This window comes from Streptomyces sp. BR123 (assembly GCF_013401435.1).
Taxonomy (GTDB): Bacteria; Actinomycetota; Actinomycetes; order Streptomycetales; family Streptomycetaceae; genus Streptomyces.
On the sequence record NZ_JACBGN010000162.1, the window covers coordinates 1 to 16,286 of the forward strand.

A 16,286-nucleotide genomic window follows, 5' to 3' on the forward strand; every position below is an offset into this window, starting at 1 on the left:
GGCGGGGACGGGGCCGGCCGTGCGGCTGGCGCTCGCCGCGGACCTGGCACACGCCACGGCGTACGCCCTCGGCATGGACCGGCTGACCGCAGCGCGCTGGCTGCGCCGCCACGCGGCGGGCTGGCGGTGGGTCACCGAGCTGCCGCTGCTGCCGGGCGCCTCCGTGCACGCGCGGGTCAACTCCGTCTACGCGGCGCAGCGCACGGGCCTGGCACGGCGCGCGGCGGCCGTGCGCGAACGCCTCGAAGCCGGGACCGCGGGCGGCCGGCTCGGCCGGTGGGCGGAACGGGTCCGCGAGGCCGACGCGCTGCTGCGCGCCGGGAGCGCCCCCGCGGGGAGCGCCCCCGACACCGCACCCGACACGACGGCATGGATCTGGGCCTCGCAGCTCCACATGCTGTTCAACCGGCTCGGTATCACCCCCGACGAGGAGCGGGCGGTGTGCCGGCTCGCCTCCCGGACCCTGCTGGAGACCGACGAGCCGCCGGGCTTCTTCCCGCAGGGGCACACCGCGGCCGACATCCAGTACCTGGAGCGCAGCAAGTTCCAGATCGGCCGCGGAGAGGACACGGCACTGCGGTCGCTGCCCGCCCCGCGGCATGCGGCGGCGGGGCCGGAGCTCGCCCTGCCCGCGGGCCCGCTGCCGGAGGTCCCGCTGGGCGCCGTGCTGGCAGACCGGTCCTCGCTGCGCGGAGCCCTCACCGGACCACTGGACGCCGGCACGCTGGGCGCGCTGCTGTGGAACTCCCTCTCCGAGAACAGCCGCTCCGAGCAGCTCCTGGCCGACGGCACGGCCCGTACCCTGGTCCACCGCGCCTATCCGAGCGCGGGCGCCCTGTACACGGCCCGGGTCCGGCTGCTGGTGCTCGATGTGGCCGGGGTCCCCGCGGGCACGTACGACTGCGTGCCGGAACGCCGGACGCTGCGCCGGATCGGCCCGGCACCCGAGCCGGACCGGATCAAGGCGCTGTCGACGTACCTGTCCCGTCCGTCGACGGACCCGGACTGGATCGGCATCGACGCAGCGCCTGCCGTCCTGGCCGTGTACGCGAACCTCGGCGTGCTGCGCCGCCGCTACGGTCTGCGCGCCCTGCGCCTGGCCCTGCTGGAGACCGGCCACCTGGCCCAGACCCTGCTCCTGACCGCCTCGGCCCTGGGCCTGGGCGGTACCCCGCTCGGCGGCTTCCACGACGACCTGGCCCACGAACTCCTGGGCCTGGACGACCTGGAGAAGCCGCTGCAGTACCTGCTGCCCCTGGGCCGCCGCCCGGCGGACCACGGTCGGTAGCCCACCCCGCACCCCGTGCCGTGTGCCGCTACCGGCGGGAGGCCCGGCGGCGCGCGAGGAACACACCGAGGACCACCCCGACGAAGAGGGTGACGGTGAGGACCACCCAGAGCGGGATGGTGACCGTGGGGACCCACAACCTGACGGTGACCGGACCGGTGTTGGCGGCGATGAACCAGATGGCGAGGGCGGCCAGGACGACGAAGCCGATCGTGCGCAGGCGCACGTCGCGGCCCTTGACGGTCAAGGTCGGCGGCTGGTGCCCCGCTGAGGCCTTCGGTGCCATGTGCCCCATTATCGGGGTGTTCGCGGCCGAGGGCGACCGGGCCCTCCCGGGTGGCCTTCACACCTGCGAGTTTCGTCTGCCGGAACGGCGCACGCCCTGCTGGGAGGCGCCGGCCGGGGCCCTGAAGGCCTGCTACTCAGCCGGAGGTGAGTACCACCGCTCATGATCCGTCGGCCGCGCCCACCTACGGTGGCCGCATGACAGCGAACGCCACGCCCCCCGACCCCCAGCCGGGCGCCGCCTCCAACACCGGCTCGCGGACCCCGGTGTGGCTCAAGGGGTGCTGGATCACACTGCTCGTGCTCGCCGCCCTGGCCGGCTTCGGCCTGTGGGCGCTGGACGAGCTGGCGAAGGGCCTGGACGGGTACGGGCAGCTGGAACAGACCGACGGCGCCGACGGCAGCGTCGTCGACCCCCTCGGTCCGGGCGCCACCGCCCGGTACGAGGACGGCCTGAAGGTGACCGTCGGCAGACCTCGCCCCGAGGCCGACGGCACCTACCGCTTCACCGTCACCTACCGGAACGGCACGGACGAGGAGCAGCACCCGGGCGGCGAGTCCGCCAAGTCCGCCGCCTCCGCGTACGGACCCGCGCCCGTCGTGGTGCGCGCCGGGCGCTCCTTGGAGGACCACACCCCCGACAGCATCCACTGGCTGAACCTCGACGAGTCCGCCGCCGCCCTCATGCCGCCGCTGGCCGAGGACGGGACCCGCACCGTGCCGGTACGCGTGAAGCCGAGCAGGAAGGGCATGACCGTCACCGTCCGGGTCTGTCCACCGGACAAGGGATACCGCGAGACCGCCCATTGGCAGTTCACCCTCGACTGAGCCCGGCCTGCCCGGCCCAGCGGCGCAGCGCGGCCGTGGCCCGTTCGGAGTCGGCCGGCGGCAGGCCCGCGATGGATATGTGGTGGCTGCCGTTGCGCACCCCGAAGAGGTACGCATCGCGCGTGCCCGTGCCCAGGCGGAACGGCTCCGCGACCGCCACGTCGTTCTCGCCGTTGACGAACATCAGCGTCCGGCCGTGGAGCCGCACCCAGCGGTCGATGTCCGCCATGGCACCCCGCTGGAAGCGCAGCGGTATCTCCCGGGGTACGTACGACCGGACTTCCTGCACGCCCGGGTGGCGCAGCAGCCCCTCCAGGTGCGGGGCGGCGAACGTCGCGTACCCGAGCTCGGTGCCCAGCTGGTAGAAGTACGGCGTGTAGGGCCGCAGCGACTGGTCGGTGTACACCGGAAGCAGCGTCACCTCGGCAACCCATGCGTAGAGGGCGTCGTCGGACGCGTCCGCGCCGGGCACCGCGGCGCAGCCGTCCGCAGGCCGGTGCATCCAGAACATCATCGGCAGGCGCAGCACGGCCAGTTCGAACGCCCGGTCCGCACTGCCGATGGTCCTGAAGGTCGCCTTCTGCTCCTGCGCCCACCGGCCGTACCGCTGCGTCATCGCCTCGCGGCGCATCAGCGCCTGCCGCTGGACCTCCATGAGGGCGGCCCGGCACTCGGCGGTGCCGACCTGCGCCAGGCGGGCGTCGTAGGCGCGGTCGTCCCGATCGTCGGTGTTGTTGGGCGCGGAGTAGGCGACCGTGCCCGCCACGTCGTCCGGGTAGAAACGGCGGTGGTAGACGGCCGTCATCCCGCCCTTGCTGCCTCCCGTCGATATCCACGCGCCCCTGTACAGCTGCTTGAGCGCGGTGACCAGGCGGTGGTGGTCGCTCGCCGCCTGCCAGACGGTCAGCGTGGACCAGTCCTGGTCCGCGCCCCGGGACGTCCCGAAGAACCGCTGCTCGGTGGTGATCTGATTGGCGTCCAGCAGTGCCGCCGGCTCCGACAGGCGCTGCGGCGCGGCCCCCAGGTCGTAACCGCTGCTGTACAGCACCATCGGGCGGTCGACCGACTTGTGAACCAGCGTCAGTCTCTGCTCGAACGACCCCCGCTCGGGGTGCCGGTGATCGGCGGGCTGCCGGAAGGCGAGGTCGAGGACGGTCTGCCCGGCGCCCCCGGGCCGTTCGCCGAGCAACCGCATCCCCGCCACCGCCCCCACCCGGGCCCGGATGTCGTCGTCCTGCGGTGCGGCACCGGCCGGAGCGGCCGGTCCTGTCGCTGCCAGAACCGCTACCGCGGCCACGGTGACCAGGCGTTTCATCGTCATCTTCATGTCCTCAGGAAACCCCGACCGACCCCCGCCGCGGATCCCCCGCGCGGGGATGACGTCTCCCCCGCCCGGGGGAGGACAGCCCCTGCCTGCGGCTGGGAGGATGAGAACCGGACGGCGTCGGCGTGCAGTCGGCCTGGGCGTGCAGTCAGCCTTGGCGTGCAGTCGGCGTCGGCGTGCCATTGCCCCCGGCCCGGGAGCCGGGCTCACACCGTCAGCCGGGCAGTGCCAGCAGCTCCCGGGCCAGGCTCCTCGCCGTCAGGTCCGGGTGCGGCGTCCCGTCGCACAGGAGGAAGCCGGAGACGACGCGGCGCGGGGAGAAGGCGATGTGCTCCACCGCGGGCCGGGCCGCTTCCGGGAGCAGCCGCATCGCCACCAGGGCGCGCAGCGCACCCAGGTGCGGCTCGTGCCAGTCGCGGCCGCGGGCGAGCTGGTCCGCGATGACCGGCGCGGTGTCGTGCGTCCGGCCCGTGACGCGCCAGATCGCGGCAGCCGCGTCCGCACGGCTCTCCCGGTCGGGAGCCAGCAGCCGCTCCTCCACCAGCGGCAGCAAGGCCCCGGCGGCCGGACCGAGTTCGCCGGCGACGCGCACGGCCGCCCTGCGCCGGGCCACGGCGTCCGGCAGCGCCCGCACCACGGCCACCGCGGGCCCCGCATCACCGGTGACCCGGGCCAGCACCGTCGCCGCCTCCAGGCCACCGGCGTCGGCCCCGGCCCGCAGGGCCGCCACCGCCCCCGCGCCCACGGCCGGGCCCAGCGAGGCGAGCACCCGGGCCGAGGCCGGCAGCAGCCGGACCAGGTCCGTCGCACAGTCGGCGGCGAGCTCGGGGAAGGGCAGCAGTGCATCCACCCACCCGGGGCACGGCCGGGCCGCGACCCGGCGCGCCACCGGCAGGGCCGCCACCCCGAACACCTCCGCCGCGGCCGGCACGACCGCGCCGGGAGCCGACAGCGGGGTCGGCGCCGGCATCGCCGTCTCCTCCGGCAACTCGTCCATCAGGCGCAGCACCAGCCCGACCGCGCCGGGCACCCGCAGGCGCACCGCGGCATGCACCGCCGCCACCCGCACGGCCGGGTCCTCGGACCGCAGCGCGGGCTCCAGCCACGGCGCCGGCGCACCGCCCTCCAGCGCGGCGCCCGCCCTCGCCACCCGGTACAGGCCCTCCGCATCCACACCCCCGTCCGCGTTCACGGCCGACGCCGCCAGCCACGGCAGGACGTCCCGCTCCCGGTCCCGCCACGTCTCGGTGAGCTCCCAGGCCAGCGGCGCGCCGCGCCGCACCGCCCGCAGCGCTGCCTCCGGATCGTCCATCAGCCGCTCCCCGAGAGGCCGGTAGCCGGCGGGCCACGGATGGCCGCAGTCGTGGACGGACACCGGCCCGCACACGTCGAGCGCCGCGTCCACCCACGCCGTCGGCAGCGGCAGGGGCGCGGTCCGCAGCAGATCCGTCAGCGCCGCCCCGCGCACCAGCGGCTCCGCCTCGGACAGCAGCGCCCGGTTGCGCGCCTCCCTGCCCTCCGGGGAGACGTCGAGCAGGCCGAGCGCCGTGACCAGGTCCGCCCGCACCTCCGCGTCGTCCTCCTTCGCCAGCCGGGCCCGCAGCAGCGGCATGAGCGGCAGGGACGCTTCCTCGCAGGCGGCGATGATCCACACCATGGTGCGCCGCACGGACCGGTCCTCGCCGGCCGCCAGCGCCAGCAGGGGCTGCAGCGCCGCGGCGACCGCCCGCCGCACCTGCCGCCACTGCGGGCCCGTCCCGTCGGCCGCGCAGTGCAGCAGCCACAGCAGCCGCAGCCGGTCACCCGGGCCGTCCAGGGCGAGCCGGGCCAGGAACGGCACGGCCGCGGCCGTCGCCGAGTACACCGACCCCTGGTGGCAGAGCGACGAGACCAGCTCCTCCAAGGCCCCGTCGCGTACCTGCGGGTCCGTCGAGCCGGCGGCCCGCAGCAGGTCCGGCACGTCGTCCGCCGCACCGTACGCGTGCTCCAGCGCCGCCCAGTCGATGTCGTCGATTCCGTCCAGCATGATCGTGACCCTACGGTGCGGGGGTGCGCGAGGCCCGCGGCGGGCGCCGGGTCAGCGCCAGGCCGGGTGGCCCTCGGTCGCCGAGGCGGTGGTGAGGGAGCGGGAATCGGTGCCGTCCGCGCGGACCGCCCAGATCACCGGCTTCTCGTACGGGCCCCGCACGAAGGCCAGCCAGGTGCCGTCGGGCGACCAGGCCGGGTCCATCTCGTGCGCGTCCGTCGCCACCACGGCCCGGTCGCCCGTTCCGTCGGCGCCGACGACGCGGATGTCGCCCTGCGTCCCCCGCCCGTACGTCCCCGCGGTGTACGCGAAGGTGCGGCCGTCCGGCGACCACACCGGGTCGAGCGCCGGATGCGGCAACCGGGTCAGCTGCTGCGGGGCGGCCCCCGGAGCGTCGGCGTCCACCGCGTGGATCTGCCAGTCGTCCTTGCCGGACGGCATGCAGAAGGCGATCCGCTTGCCGTCGGGCGACCACGCCGGGTCCTCCACCTGGCCGGTGCCGGTGGTCACCTGACGGGCGGAGCCGTCGGCGACGTTCACCACGAACAACTGCTGTACGCCCTTCTCGGCGCGCAGCACCGCGAGGCGGGTCCCGTCGGGCGACCAGGACACCCGCCCGCCGGCGATGGCCGCGATCCGCCGCGGGTTCGAGCCGTCGGCGTCGGCCGTCCAGACGGCCGGGCCCTGCGCGGTGACCTGGGTGTAGGCGAACGACCGGCGGTCCGGGGACCACTGGGGGAGCATGGCGCAGGCGTCCCCGGCGGTCAGCCGCACCGGCGCCGCGGCACCCGGTTCGCGGCGGGAGATCACGCCGTGGCAGTCCTGGGGCCAGCCCGCGGCGGTGTCCTGACGGACCAGCACCGGGGCGGTGGGGAAGGCGGCCGGGCCCGTGGATGCGGACGGCGAGGCCGCAGCGGAGGCCGAGGGGTTGCCGGGCCCTTCCGCACCGTGGTCCTCGGAGGAGCCGGACCACGGTCGCCACACCAGCAGACCCACCGCGGACAGGGCGAGCAGGACGGCTGCCGCGCGCACGGCGGTGGTGCGCCCGGGCCGATGTCCGGTCGGCTCCCCGCCTGCGTCGGCCACCGCCGCCCCGATTCCGGTCCCGGTCCCGGCCGCGGTCCCGGTCCCGGCCGCGGTCCCGGTCCCGGCCCCGGTCCCGGCCGCGGTTCCCACCGTGCCCCCGGCTCCGGCTCCCAGGCCCGCTCCGGTCCGGGTGACGGCCTGTGCGTCCGCAGACCGTTCGGGGCCGGGCGAGCCGGCCGCCGTGGGCGTCCGCAGCGGGTCGGCGTCCGTATCCGGTGCATCCGCTGCTGCCGCCACGGCCGGAGCGCCGGGGTCCGCCACGGTCTCCGCCCGGTCGGCCGCCGGGGCCGGAGCCGCAGGGGGTTCCGCTTCCGGATCCGGCTCCGGGTCCAGGACAGGCGTCGGGGCCGGGGACGGCACAGGGTCCGCGGCCGCGGACGGCGCGGGGTCCTGCCGGTGCAGCAGGGCCATCGCCGCGTCCGGAAGCCAGCCCTCCGCGGGCCAGCGGACGGTCAGCCGGCGGAGGAACTCCCCCGAGGCCGGCCGGCCCGCCGGGTCCTTGCTCAGGCAGTCGGCGACGAGTTCGCGCAGCTCGCCGGGGACTGCGCTCAGGTCCGGCTCCTCGTACACCACCTTGTAGTGCCGGGCCGTCGCGGGGCCGTCGCCGAACGGCGAGCCGCCTGCGGCCTGGGTGAGCACCACACCGAGGGCGAACATGTCCACCGCGGGCGTGATCGCACCCCCGGTGAGCTGCTCGGGCGACAGGAATCCCGGGGTGCCCACCTGCATGCCGGTCTGCGTCAGCGAGGTCCCGTCCAGCGCGCGGGCGATGCCGAAGTCGATGACCCGGGGGCCGTCCTCAGCGATGATGATGTTCGCGGGCTTGAAGTCGCGGTGGATCACCCCGGCCCGGTGGATCGCCTCCAGCGCCTCGGCGAGCCCGGCGGCCAACACGGTGAGCGTGTCCACCGGCAGCGCAGTGACCCGGGCCAGGACGGTGGCCAGGGTCGGCCCCGGTACGAACGCCGTCACGAGCCAGGCCGGGTCGCCGTCGGGGTCGGCGTCGACGACGGGAGCGGTGTGGAAGCCGCCGACGCGGCGCGCCGCCGCCACCTCGTCTGCGAAGCGGCGCCGGAAGCCCGGCTCGGTGCTCAGCTCGGGGCGGACGACCTTCACGGCCACGGCCCGCCCGGAAGGGGAACGGCCCAGGTAGACCACGCCCATGCCGCCCTGGCCCAGCCGGTGGGTCAACTGGTAGCGGCCGTCGCCGACGGAGGCCGGATCGCCCGGTCCCAGCGGATTCATGTGTGAGCACCCCCGTTCCGCACCGTGCGCGGGTGCTGCCCTTTTGCTACCGGTCGCGCCGCCCGGCAGTCAAGCCGGGCCGGGAGCCGCGCCGACCTGCCCGCTTTCCCGCTCCGTGCGTCATCCGCGCCAGATCTGCTCGTAGGCCTCCCGGTAGCCCTCGGGATCCCAGGACGTGCCTCCGCCGCTGTTGTCGGCCGTCACCACGTGCACGGGGGCGACGTACCCGCTGGGAGGGCTGCCGGCGAAGGCGCGGTTGAACTCGTCGACGATCTGCCAGCCCTGCTGGGTGAGCGGCTCGGGGACGGTGGCGGCCTGGTACTGGCCGCTGTTGATCCGCTGGAAGGCGGAGGGGTCGCCGTCGCCCGCGCCGATGTTGGACGGGGGCCCGGCCCCGGGCCTCCCGGCGGCGCGGAAGGCCGGGGCGGCATCGGCGAAGTAGAGGTCGTTGATGGCGACGGAGTGCGTCCACTTCTTCCCGAAGCGGGACAGCAGCGAGGAGATCTCCTGGGGAGTGCGCTGACTCGCGTCCGGAATGGGGATGTTCTCGTACGCGAGGAGCTTTACGCCGGGGCAGCCGGCGAGCTGCCGCTTGATGAGCTCGGCCTTGTTCCGTGCGAACGGGATCGAGTCGTCGGTGAAGACGACGACGCCGGCGTCGCCGCCGGACCGGGCGATCACCCAGTCGGCGCTGATCCGCGCGACGTCCTCCACCTTCGTGGTGACGTTGGTGAACAGCCTGGGGCTGGTGCTGGGTCCGGGGGAGCTGACCGCGTGCCAGCCGATCAGCGGGATGCCCGCCGCCTCGGCCCGCGCCGCCTGCTGCGAGGTGAGACGGGGGTCGAAGCCGCCGATGACGATGCCCGACGGCTTGAGGGTGACCGCCTGGCTGAACGCGGCCTGGATGCCGGCGGGGGTGCCCTCTCCGTCGATGACCCGGACGTTCCAGCCGATGGCCTCCGCGGCCTCCTCGACTCCCTTCGCGACACCGGCGACGCCCGGGTTGGTCATGGTCTGGGCGACGTAGACCAGCGTCTTGCCGGGTACGGCCCCGGGGCCGCTCCGCGGGCCCTTCCAGGTGGTGTCGGTGCTCTCGGCCGCCTGCACGGCGGCCTTCGCCTTCCGCAGGGCGTCGAGGCAGCCGCCGGACGACGCGGTCGCCTTCGCGCGTCCGCTCGCGGTCGCGTTCGGTTCCGCCGGGCCGCTCTCGCAGCCCGCCAGGAGGCCGACGGCCACCGCCCACAGGGCCGTGGCCGCGACAGCGGTCTTCCGGTTCGGGTACACGGTGCTCCTGTCGCTGGGTGCGCTGCTCACTGACGGCGTCCTCACTGACGGCGTGCTCACCGACCGCGCTGCTCACCGACCGCGCTGCTGTCAGCCGGGCCGCCCGGGCCGCCCGGGCCGCCCGCGCGGCCCGGTCCGGCCGTGGTGCGCAGCCTTCTGCGGGACGAGTAGCCGGCCAGGCCGACCGCGATGAGCAGGGTGGCGCCGTTGAACAGCGGTGTGGCCCAGAACCGGGCGCCGAGCTGCCGGATGCCGGCGAGGCCGACGGCGAGCAGGGTGACGGCCACGAGGGTGCCCACGGCATTGGCGCGGCCCGGCTTGATCGTGGTGGAGCCGAGCAGTGCGCCGACGAAGGCGGGCAGCAGGTAGTCCAGGCCGACGCTCGGGTTGCCGATCTGCTGCTGCGCGGCGAGGAGCACTCCGGCGAAGCCCACGACCAGGCCCGATCCGGTGAAGGCGTACACGCTGTACGCCCGCGTGGGGATGCCGAGCATCCCGGCGGCGCGGGGGTTGGACCCGATGACGTACAGGTACCGGCCGAACGGCAGCCGCTCCAGCATCACCCAGAGGATGACGACGACGGCCAGGACGTAGAAGGCGGGAACGGGCAGTCCGAGGAACCGCGAGTCGTACAGGGCGGTGAAGGCGGGCGGCAGCCCGTCCGCCCCGGGGACGATGCGGCTGCCGTCGGTGAGCCAGCCGGTGATGGCGTACATGATGCTGCCGGTGCCGAGCGTGGCGATGAGGGAGTCGATCCGGGCGAATTCGACGATGATGCCGTTCAGGGCGCCGACCAGGCCGATGCCGGCGACGACGGTGAGGCAGGCGAGCGGCCAGGGCCGGCCCGCGTCGACGATGAGGTACATCACCAGGACGTGCGCGAGCCCCAGCCCGTAGCCGATGGACAGGTCGAACTTGCCGGTGGCGACGGGGATCGTCACCCCGAGCGCGAGCAGGGCGGGGATCGACTGGTTGGACAGGATCGCCGAGACGTTGTCCAGCGTCGGGAAGGTGTCCGGCAGGGTGAGGGAGAAGAGGAGGAAGAGCAGGACGGTGAGGGCCAAGAGGCCGTAGGTACCGATGAAGTGCCCGCGCAGGCGACCCGGAAGGGAGCGGCGCGTGGGTGGGCGGCTCACCGGCTCGTCGTGCTTCCGCCGGTGATGGCGGGCATGGCCGAGGCGGTACGGGTGAGCTCCCTGACGCTGAGGGCCTCCCCCCTCAGATCGGCCGCCACCGCCCCGCGGACGAACACCAGGGCTCGGTGGGCGAGGTCGGCGACCTCCTCGAAGTCGGAGGAGATGAGCAGGACCGCGAGGCCGTCGGCGAGTGCGTCGTCGATGAGGCCGTGGATCGCGGCTTTGGCCACGACGTCCACGCTCGCGGTCGGCTCCTCCAGGATCAGCAGCCGCAGACGCCCTGTCAGCCACCGGCCGACGACGACCTTCTGCTGGTTGCCGCCGGACAGCGTCCCGATCACGGCCTCGCTGTCGCGGGGCTGGACCGCGAAGCGCTCGATCAGGGCGGCGGCCTCGGCACGCTCCCGGCGCGGCCGGATCCAGCGCCACGCCGGCACCCCGGCCGCCCGCGGGTTGGCCAGGAAGTTCTCCCGCACGGTCAGTTCGGCGGCACAGCCCTCCTCCTGGCGGTTGCCGCCGACGAACCCGGCACCGCTGCGCAGGGCTGCGGCGACCGTGTGCGGGCGGTACGGGCGGCCGTCGAGCAGCGCTCGGCCGCCGAGGACCGGCAGCACGCCGGCGAGGGCGCGGCCCAGGTGCATGTGTCCGGCGCCGGTGAGCCCCACCAGGGCGACGATCTCGCCGGCGTGCAGGTCCAGGCTGACGGGGCCGGTGCGGTCGGTGGTCACGCCGTCGAGGCTGAGGACGGGCGGTCGGCCGACGGAGACGGCGGAAACGGCGGAGTCGGCAGGAGCGGCCGAGGTGGCAGGAGTGGCCGAGGTGGCAGAGGAGGCAGACGCCGGGGAGACGGCTGCGAGCTGCGGTCCGGCCGGTTCGCTGCCCGTGATGTCGTGCACCAGGCGGCTGGGGTGGTACGGGGCGAGGGGGCCCCGGCTGACGAGGCGGCCGTCGCGCAGGACGGCGAACGTGTCCGCGACCTGGTACACCTCGTCGAGCCGGTGGCTGACGTAGAGGACGCCGTGCCCCCGGTCGCGCAGGGCGTGCAGCACCTCGAAGAGCCGCGTGCAGTCCGCGGCGGGGAGGGTGGCGGTCGGCTCGTCGAGGACGAACAGCTCGGCCTGTTTCGCCAGGGCGCGGGCGATGGCGACCAGCGAGCGCTCGGCGGGGGAGAGGTCGGCGATCCGGGCGTCCGGGTGCAGGTGTCCGGCGACGATCTCCAGCGCCTCGGCGCACCTCTCCCGGGTCCGCCGCCAGGAGATCAGGCCGTGGCGGCGCGGGTAGCCGGTGCCGAGCGCGATGTTCTCGGCGACCGTCATCCACTCCACCAGGCCGAGGTCCTGGTGGATGAAGGAGAGTTTCGCGGACGCCGCCTCGGAGCCGAGCGGATGCCCGGCGACCGTCACCTCGCCCGCGTCGGCGTGGTGGACCCCGGCGAGCACCTTGATCAGCGTGGACTTGCCGGCGCCGTTGGGGCCGAGCAGGGCGAGGACACTGCCGCCGTGGATGTCGAGGCTCACCCCGTCCAGCGCGACCGTGCCGCCGAACCGCTTGCCGAGACCGCGTATCCGGACGAGCGGTTCCGCGCCGGGGCCGCGCGCCGGGCTCGCCGAGGGGGCGGAAGTGTCATGCACGGACGTCTCCGGGGCCGGCCTGGGAAGAAGTTCCTCCCTCATCGATAAGGGATGGGGGCGATGTTAACCGGGGAGGTAGGGCGATTTCGGGCAAAGCGTCGTCATCTGTGGTCCCTATGGTCGAGTGGGCATGGTCGAGTGGGCGACCGCGTGCGGCGACCGCGTGCGCGGGTCACGCCGCGCCCAGGGCGCATTCGGCCCAGATGACCTTGCCCTGGCCGGTATAGCGGGTGCCCCAGGCCTGGGAGAGCTGGGCGACGAGGAACAGGCCGCGCCCGCCCTCGTCCGTGCCGGCCGCCCGCCGCAGGTGCGGGGCAGTGCTGCTGCCGTCGGCGACCTCGCAGATCAGGGCGCGGTCGCGGATCAGGCGCACCTGGATGGGCTCGCCCCCGTAGCGGACCGCATTGGTGACCAGCTCGCTGAGCATCAGCTCGGCGGCGAACCCGAGCTCGTCCAGACCCCACTCCTCCAGGGTGCGGGTGGCGGCGGCGCGGACCTCGCCGACGCGGGACGGGTCGGCGGGCACGTCCCAGGAGGCGATCCGGTCGGCGGGCAGGGTGTGGGTGCGGGCGACGAGCAGCGCGATGTCGTCGGCGGGGTGCTCGGGTGCCACGGCGTCGATGACCGCCTGGCACGTTTCCTCGGGCGTCCGGCCGGAGTGGGCCAGTGCGCCGCGCAGCTGGGCGAGGGCGTCGTCGATGTCGCGGTGGCGGCCTTCGACGAGGCCGTCGGTGTACAGGGCCAGCGTGCTGTCCTCGGGGAGGGTGAGCGCGACCGTTTCGAAGGGCAGTCCGCCCAGGCCGAGCGGGGGTCCGGCGGGCAGGTCGGGGAAGACGACGGTGCCGTCCGGGTGGACCAGTGCCGGGGGCAGGTGGCCGGCCCGGGACATGGTGCACTCGCGCGTCGTGGGGTCGTAGACGACGTACAGGCAGGTGGCGCCGACGACGCCGGTGCTGTCCGGGCCGTCCCCGCCGCCTTCCTCCCGGTCGAGGCGCACCAGGAGGTTGTCCAGGTGGGTGAGGAGTTCGTCCGGGGCGAGTTCGAGTTCGGCGAAGTTGCGTGCGGCGGTGCGCAGCCGGCCCATCGTGGCGGCGGCGTGCAGGCCGTGGCCCACGACGTCGCCGACGAGCAGGGCGACGCGGGTGCCGGAGAGGGGGATGACGTCGAACCAGTCGCCGCCCACCCCGGATTCGGCGGGCAGATAGCGGTGGGCGACCTCGACGGCGCTCTGTTCGGGAAGGCCGCGCGGCAGCAGGCTGCGCTGGAGCGCCAGCGCCAGGTTGCGCTCGCGGGTGTAGCGGCGGGCGTTGTCGATGCAGAGGGCGGCGCGGGCCGCGAGTTCCTGGGCCAGCCGACTGTCGTCGTCGTCGAAGGCGGGTGTGTCCGCCGAGCGGTAGAAGCTCGCGATGCCCAGCAGCAGACCGCGGGCGAGCAGCGGGACGCAGACGAGCGAGTGCACCTCCCGGTCCAGGATCCGCCGGGCCTGTGCGGGGTTCTGGGTGATCCAGCCGACGGCGGAGGCGAGGTCGCGCTCCAGCACCGGCTGCCCGCTCGCCAGGCACCGCATGTGGGGGGTGCCGGGGTGCAGGTCGAGCCGTTTGCCGACCGGGTCGAAGAGGGGGTCGCCGTGGACGCCGTGCACGACCAGGCGCTGCAGGTCGGCCCCGGGGTCCGGGGACTCGTCGCCGCGGAGCGCGGCCTCGGGTACGTCGATGGTCACGTGGTCGGCCAGCCGCGGCACCGCCATCTCGGCGAGCTCCCAGGCGGTGCGGGTCACGTCCAGGGTGGTGCCGATGCGGGTGCTGGCCTCGGCCAGCAGCTCCAACCGTCGGCGTGCCGCGACCGCGTACTTGCCGACCTCCGGCTCGCCGACGAGCACCAGCCCCCGGACCGCGCCGCCGCTGCCGGGGCCGCCGCTGCCGGGGCCGCTGCTGTCGGGGCCGCCGCGGCCGGGCCCGACGACGCCCGGGCCGTCGACGCCGTGTCCCTCGCCTGCGGCGGGTGCCGCGGGGGCGACGGCCTGCACGAGGTGGCCGGGCGGCGCTCCGGACCGGTGCCCGGCGGGATGCGGCAGCCCGGGGGGCAGCGGGGCGGTGGCGAGGCGGCGGTGTGCGGGCAGGGCCTCTCCGGAGAGGACGGCCTCGACGACGACGCCCTCCACGCCGGAGCCGCTCGTGACCGGGTTGCTGAAGAGCGTGACCCCGCGGCCGTGGGGGAGGGGCACCTCGACGGAGGCCCGCTGGGCCGAGGAGATCAGCTCGGTGGCCTTCTCCTTGAGGATCAGCTGGTCGTGTGCGTCGAGCGCGCCGTCCGACCATTCGTCCAGCCCGACCGGCCGCCCGTTCCCTGCGGTCCTCGTCCGGGTGCGCTCCCGGGCGTCGAGGTACGTCCGCAGCAGCCCGCGCTCCCGCGCCGAGCTCTGCTCCATCAGCCGCCGCTCGATGGTCTCGGCGGCCCGGCGGATCAGGACGGGCAGCGCCGGGTCCTCGAAGGAGTACGGGTAGCCGAAGCACAGGACGCCCACCACGCAGCCGCTGAGCTGGTTGCGGATGGGGGTGGCCGAGCAGGCGTTCGCCTGGGAGCGCTCCGCGAAGTGCTCGGCGCCGTAGACCTGGACGAGCCGGCGTTCGGCGAGGGCGAGGCCGATGCCGTTCGTCCCCGCGAACCGCTCGGCGAAGACGAAGCCGGGCACGGCCTGGATGGGCGGCAGGCTCCGGGCCAGCGAGGGGTCGCCGAAGCGGCGCTGCAGAACCGTTCCGGTCCCGTCGGCGAGGCAGACGTTCATCCGGCTGCCTGCGAACCGGGAGGCCAGTTGCTCGAGCACGGGCGCGGCCGCGCGGACGAGCCTGCTGTCCGGGTCGAAGTCGTCCCGGAAGGGCAGCTCGGTCTGGTCGGGCGAGAGCCCCAGGAGCCGACAGCGCTCCCACGAACTCAGGATCGGGCTGCGGACCCCGCCCTCGACGGGCTCGCCCAGCAGGAACCGCTCACGGGAGCGTGCGGGGCCGATCTGGTCTCCCGTGACCCCCATCTGCATCACTTCCCTCTGCCGGGTGCCGACCCGTTCAGGATGGTTGCATCACGTCAGTGCATTTTGAGTATATTCCTGGGGATCAGCCCGGAATGCCGTGGCGGGTGCGGGCCTGCGGCGGGGCCGCGCGTCGCCGCGGATCCGTCACAGGACCGCCACCGGATCGACGGGAGAGCCGGTTCCGCCGGGCACGTTCAGCGGCGCCACGACGATCATGAACTCGTGGCGTCCTGCCTCGGCGCATGCGGCGGCGAGCGCCTCCAGATCCAGGTTGTCCAGCAGGGGCATCCCCATCGCGGCGACGGCGAGTGCGTGGACGGGGGAGTGGACTCCTTCGACCGGCGACGGCCGCAGGTCGCTGTCCCCGTCGCCGCCCAGCAGGCTCACGGCGCGCTCGGCCAGCAGCGGCACCGCGTCCACGTGGAAGCCCGCGCTCGCGGCGCCGACGTCCCACGGGCCGAGCTCCCGGCGGCGGCGGAACCGGCCGGAGCGGAGCAGTACGGCACAGCCGTCGTCGATCCGTACGCCCAGTGCCGCCTCGGCGGCGAGTACGTCCCGCGCGCGGACCGCCCGCCCGGGCTCCAGCCACTCCACCCCGAGGACGGCGGGCAGGTCGAGAAGCACCCCCTTGGTGACCAGGGGTCCGAGGGCGGCCACGGAGCCGAAGCGCGCACCCCCGGCGTCCACGGCCTCCCGAGCCGGGCGCCCTCCGTAGAGGAGCCCCCGGTAGGCGACGTGCGACAGCGCGTCGAGGTGGCTCACGGCCTTCCCGTGGTAATCGACACCGAGGAAGTCCTTGTACGTCGCCGGCTCGGGGGGCTCCACGTCGCCGAGGTCGGACATGTAGTGCAGCGCGGGCTTGTCGTTGTCGCGCTCCGGCCGGGTGCTCCAGGGCAGCCCCAGGCGCACCGTCCTCCCCGAGCGGACCAGGGCGGCGGCCCGCCGTACGTGCTCCGGGGTGACCCGGTTCCAGGCGCCGCGGCCGGCCGCGTCCCAGCGGCCCCAGGTCCGCACGGCGGCGAAGAGTGCGTCGAACTCCTGACGGGAGACCGAGGGACCGGACTCGGGGCCGTGCTCCGGACCCGCCGCGGGACCGCGGCCGGCAGGCGGCGGTGGGGGCGGGAT

Annotated in this window: 11 protein-coding genes; 2 read left to right on the top strand and 9 right to left on the bottom strand. The window is 74.9% G+C overall.

All coding sequences use genetic code 11. The features are described from left to right. On the top strand, nt 1–1,288 hold a 1,288-nt coding region (locus tag HYE82_RS22930), incomplete at its 5' end, for a SagB family peptide dehydrogenase (RefSeq protein ID WP_179176019.1). A 28-nt stretch (nt 1,289–1,316) separates the two neighbouring features. On the opposite strand, the gene HYE82_RS22935 is transcribed toward HYE82_RS22930, so the two are convergent. After that, a complete protein-coding gene (locus tag HYE82_RS22935) occupies nt 1,317–1,574 on the bottom strand; it encodes a LapA family protein (RefSeq protein WP_256987571.1) in 258 nt (85 codons plus the stop codon). A 197-nt stretch (nt 1,575–1,771) separates the two neighbouring features. On the opposite strand from HYE82_RS22935, the gene HYE82_RS22940 reads away from it, so the two are divergent. Beyond that, nucleotides 1,772–2,401: a hypothetical protein gene (locus HYE82_RS22940; RefSeq protein ID WP_256987572.1), complete on the top strand. Its 630-nt coding sequence runs from the start codon at nt 1,772–1,774 to the stop codon at nt 2,399–2,401. Here HYE82_RS22940 and HYE82_RS22945 read toward each other — a convergent pair. The 8 genes from HYE82_RS22945 to HYE82_RS22980 form a co-directional block, all read right to left on the bottom strand. Further along, nucleotides 2,388–3,722: a S28 family serine protease gene (locus HYE82_RS22945; protein WP_256987573.1), complete on the bottom strand. Its 1,335-nt coding sequence runs from the start codon at nt 3,720–3,722 to the stop codon at nt 2,388–2,390. The two genes, HYE82_RS22940 and HYE82_RS22945, sit on opposite strands and share 14 nt — an antisense overlap. Before the next feature lie 217 nt (nt 3,723–3,939). Then, nucleotides 3,940–5,751: a hypothetical protein gene (locus tag HYE82_RS22950; protein ID WP_179176021.1), complete on the bottom strand. Its 1,812-nt coding sequence runs from the start codon at nt 5,749–5,751 to the stop codon at nt 3,940–3,942. Nucleotides 5,752–5,802: 51 nt separating this feature from the next. After that, nucleotides 5,803–8,082: a protein kinase gene (locus tag HYE82_RS38365; RefSeq protein ID WP_179176022.1), complete on the bottom strand. Its 2,280-nt coding sequence runs from the start codon at nt 8,080–8,082 to the stop codon at nt 5,803–5,805. A gap of 120 nt (nt 8,083–8,202) precedes the next feature. Then, on the bottom strand, nt 8,203–9,396 hold the full coding sequence (locus tag HYE82_RS22960) for a substrate-binding domain-containing protein (RefSeq protein WP_309144417.1): 1,194 nt from the start codon (nt 9,394–9,396) through the stop codon (nt 8,203–8,205). A 26-nt stretch (nt 9,397–9,422) separates the two neighbouring features. Then, nucleotides 9,423–10,502, bottom strand: coding sequence for an ABC transporter permease (locus tag HYE82_RS22965; protein ID WP_179176023.1), 1,080 nt, complete (start codon nt 10,500–10,502; stop codon nt 9,423–9,425). Beyond that, nucleotides 10,499–12,133, bottom strand: a complete 1,635-nt coding sequence (locus tag HYE82_RS22970; protein WP_309144418.1) for a sugar ABC transporter ATP-binding protein — start codon at nt 12,131–12,133, stop codon at nt 10,499–10,501. The genes HYE82_RS22965 and HYE82_RS22970 overlap by 4 nt, the downstream gene beginning before the upstream one ends. 172 nt (nt 12,134–12,305) lie before the next feature. Then, complete coding sequence (locus HYE82_RS22975) at nt 12,306–15,161, bottom strand: SpoIIE family protein phosphatase (protein WP_179176025.1); 2,856 nt, start codon at nt 15,159–15,161, stop codon at nt 12,306–12,308. A gap of 144 nt (nt 15,162–15,305) precedes the next feature. Then, nucleotides 15,306–16,175 carry a cyclase family protein gene (locus tag HYE82_RS22980; RefSeq protein ID WP_309144419.1) on the bottom strand — a complete coding sequence of 290 codons (870 nt, stop codon included), beginning with the start codon at nt 16,173–16,175 and terminating at the stop codon, nt 15,306–15,308. Between the last annotated feature and the right edge of the window lie 111 nt (nt 16,176–16,286).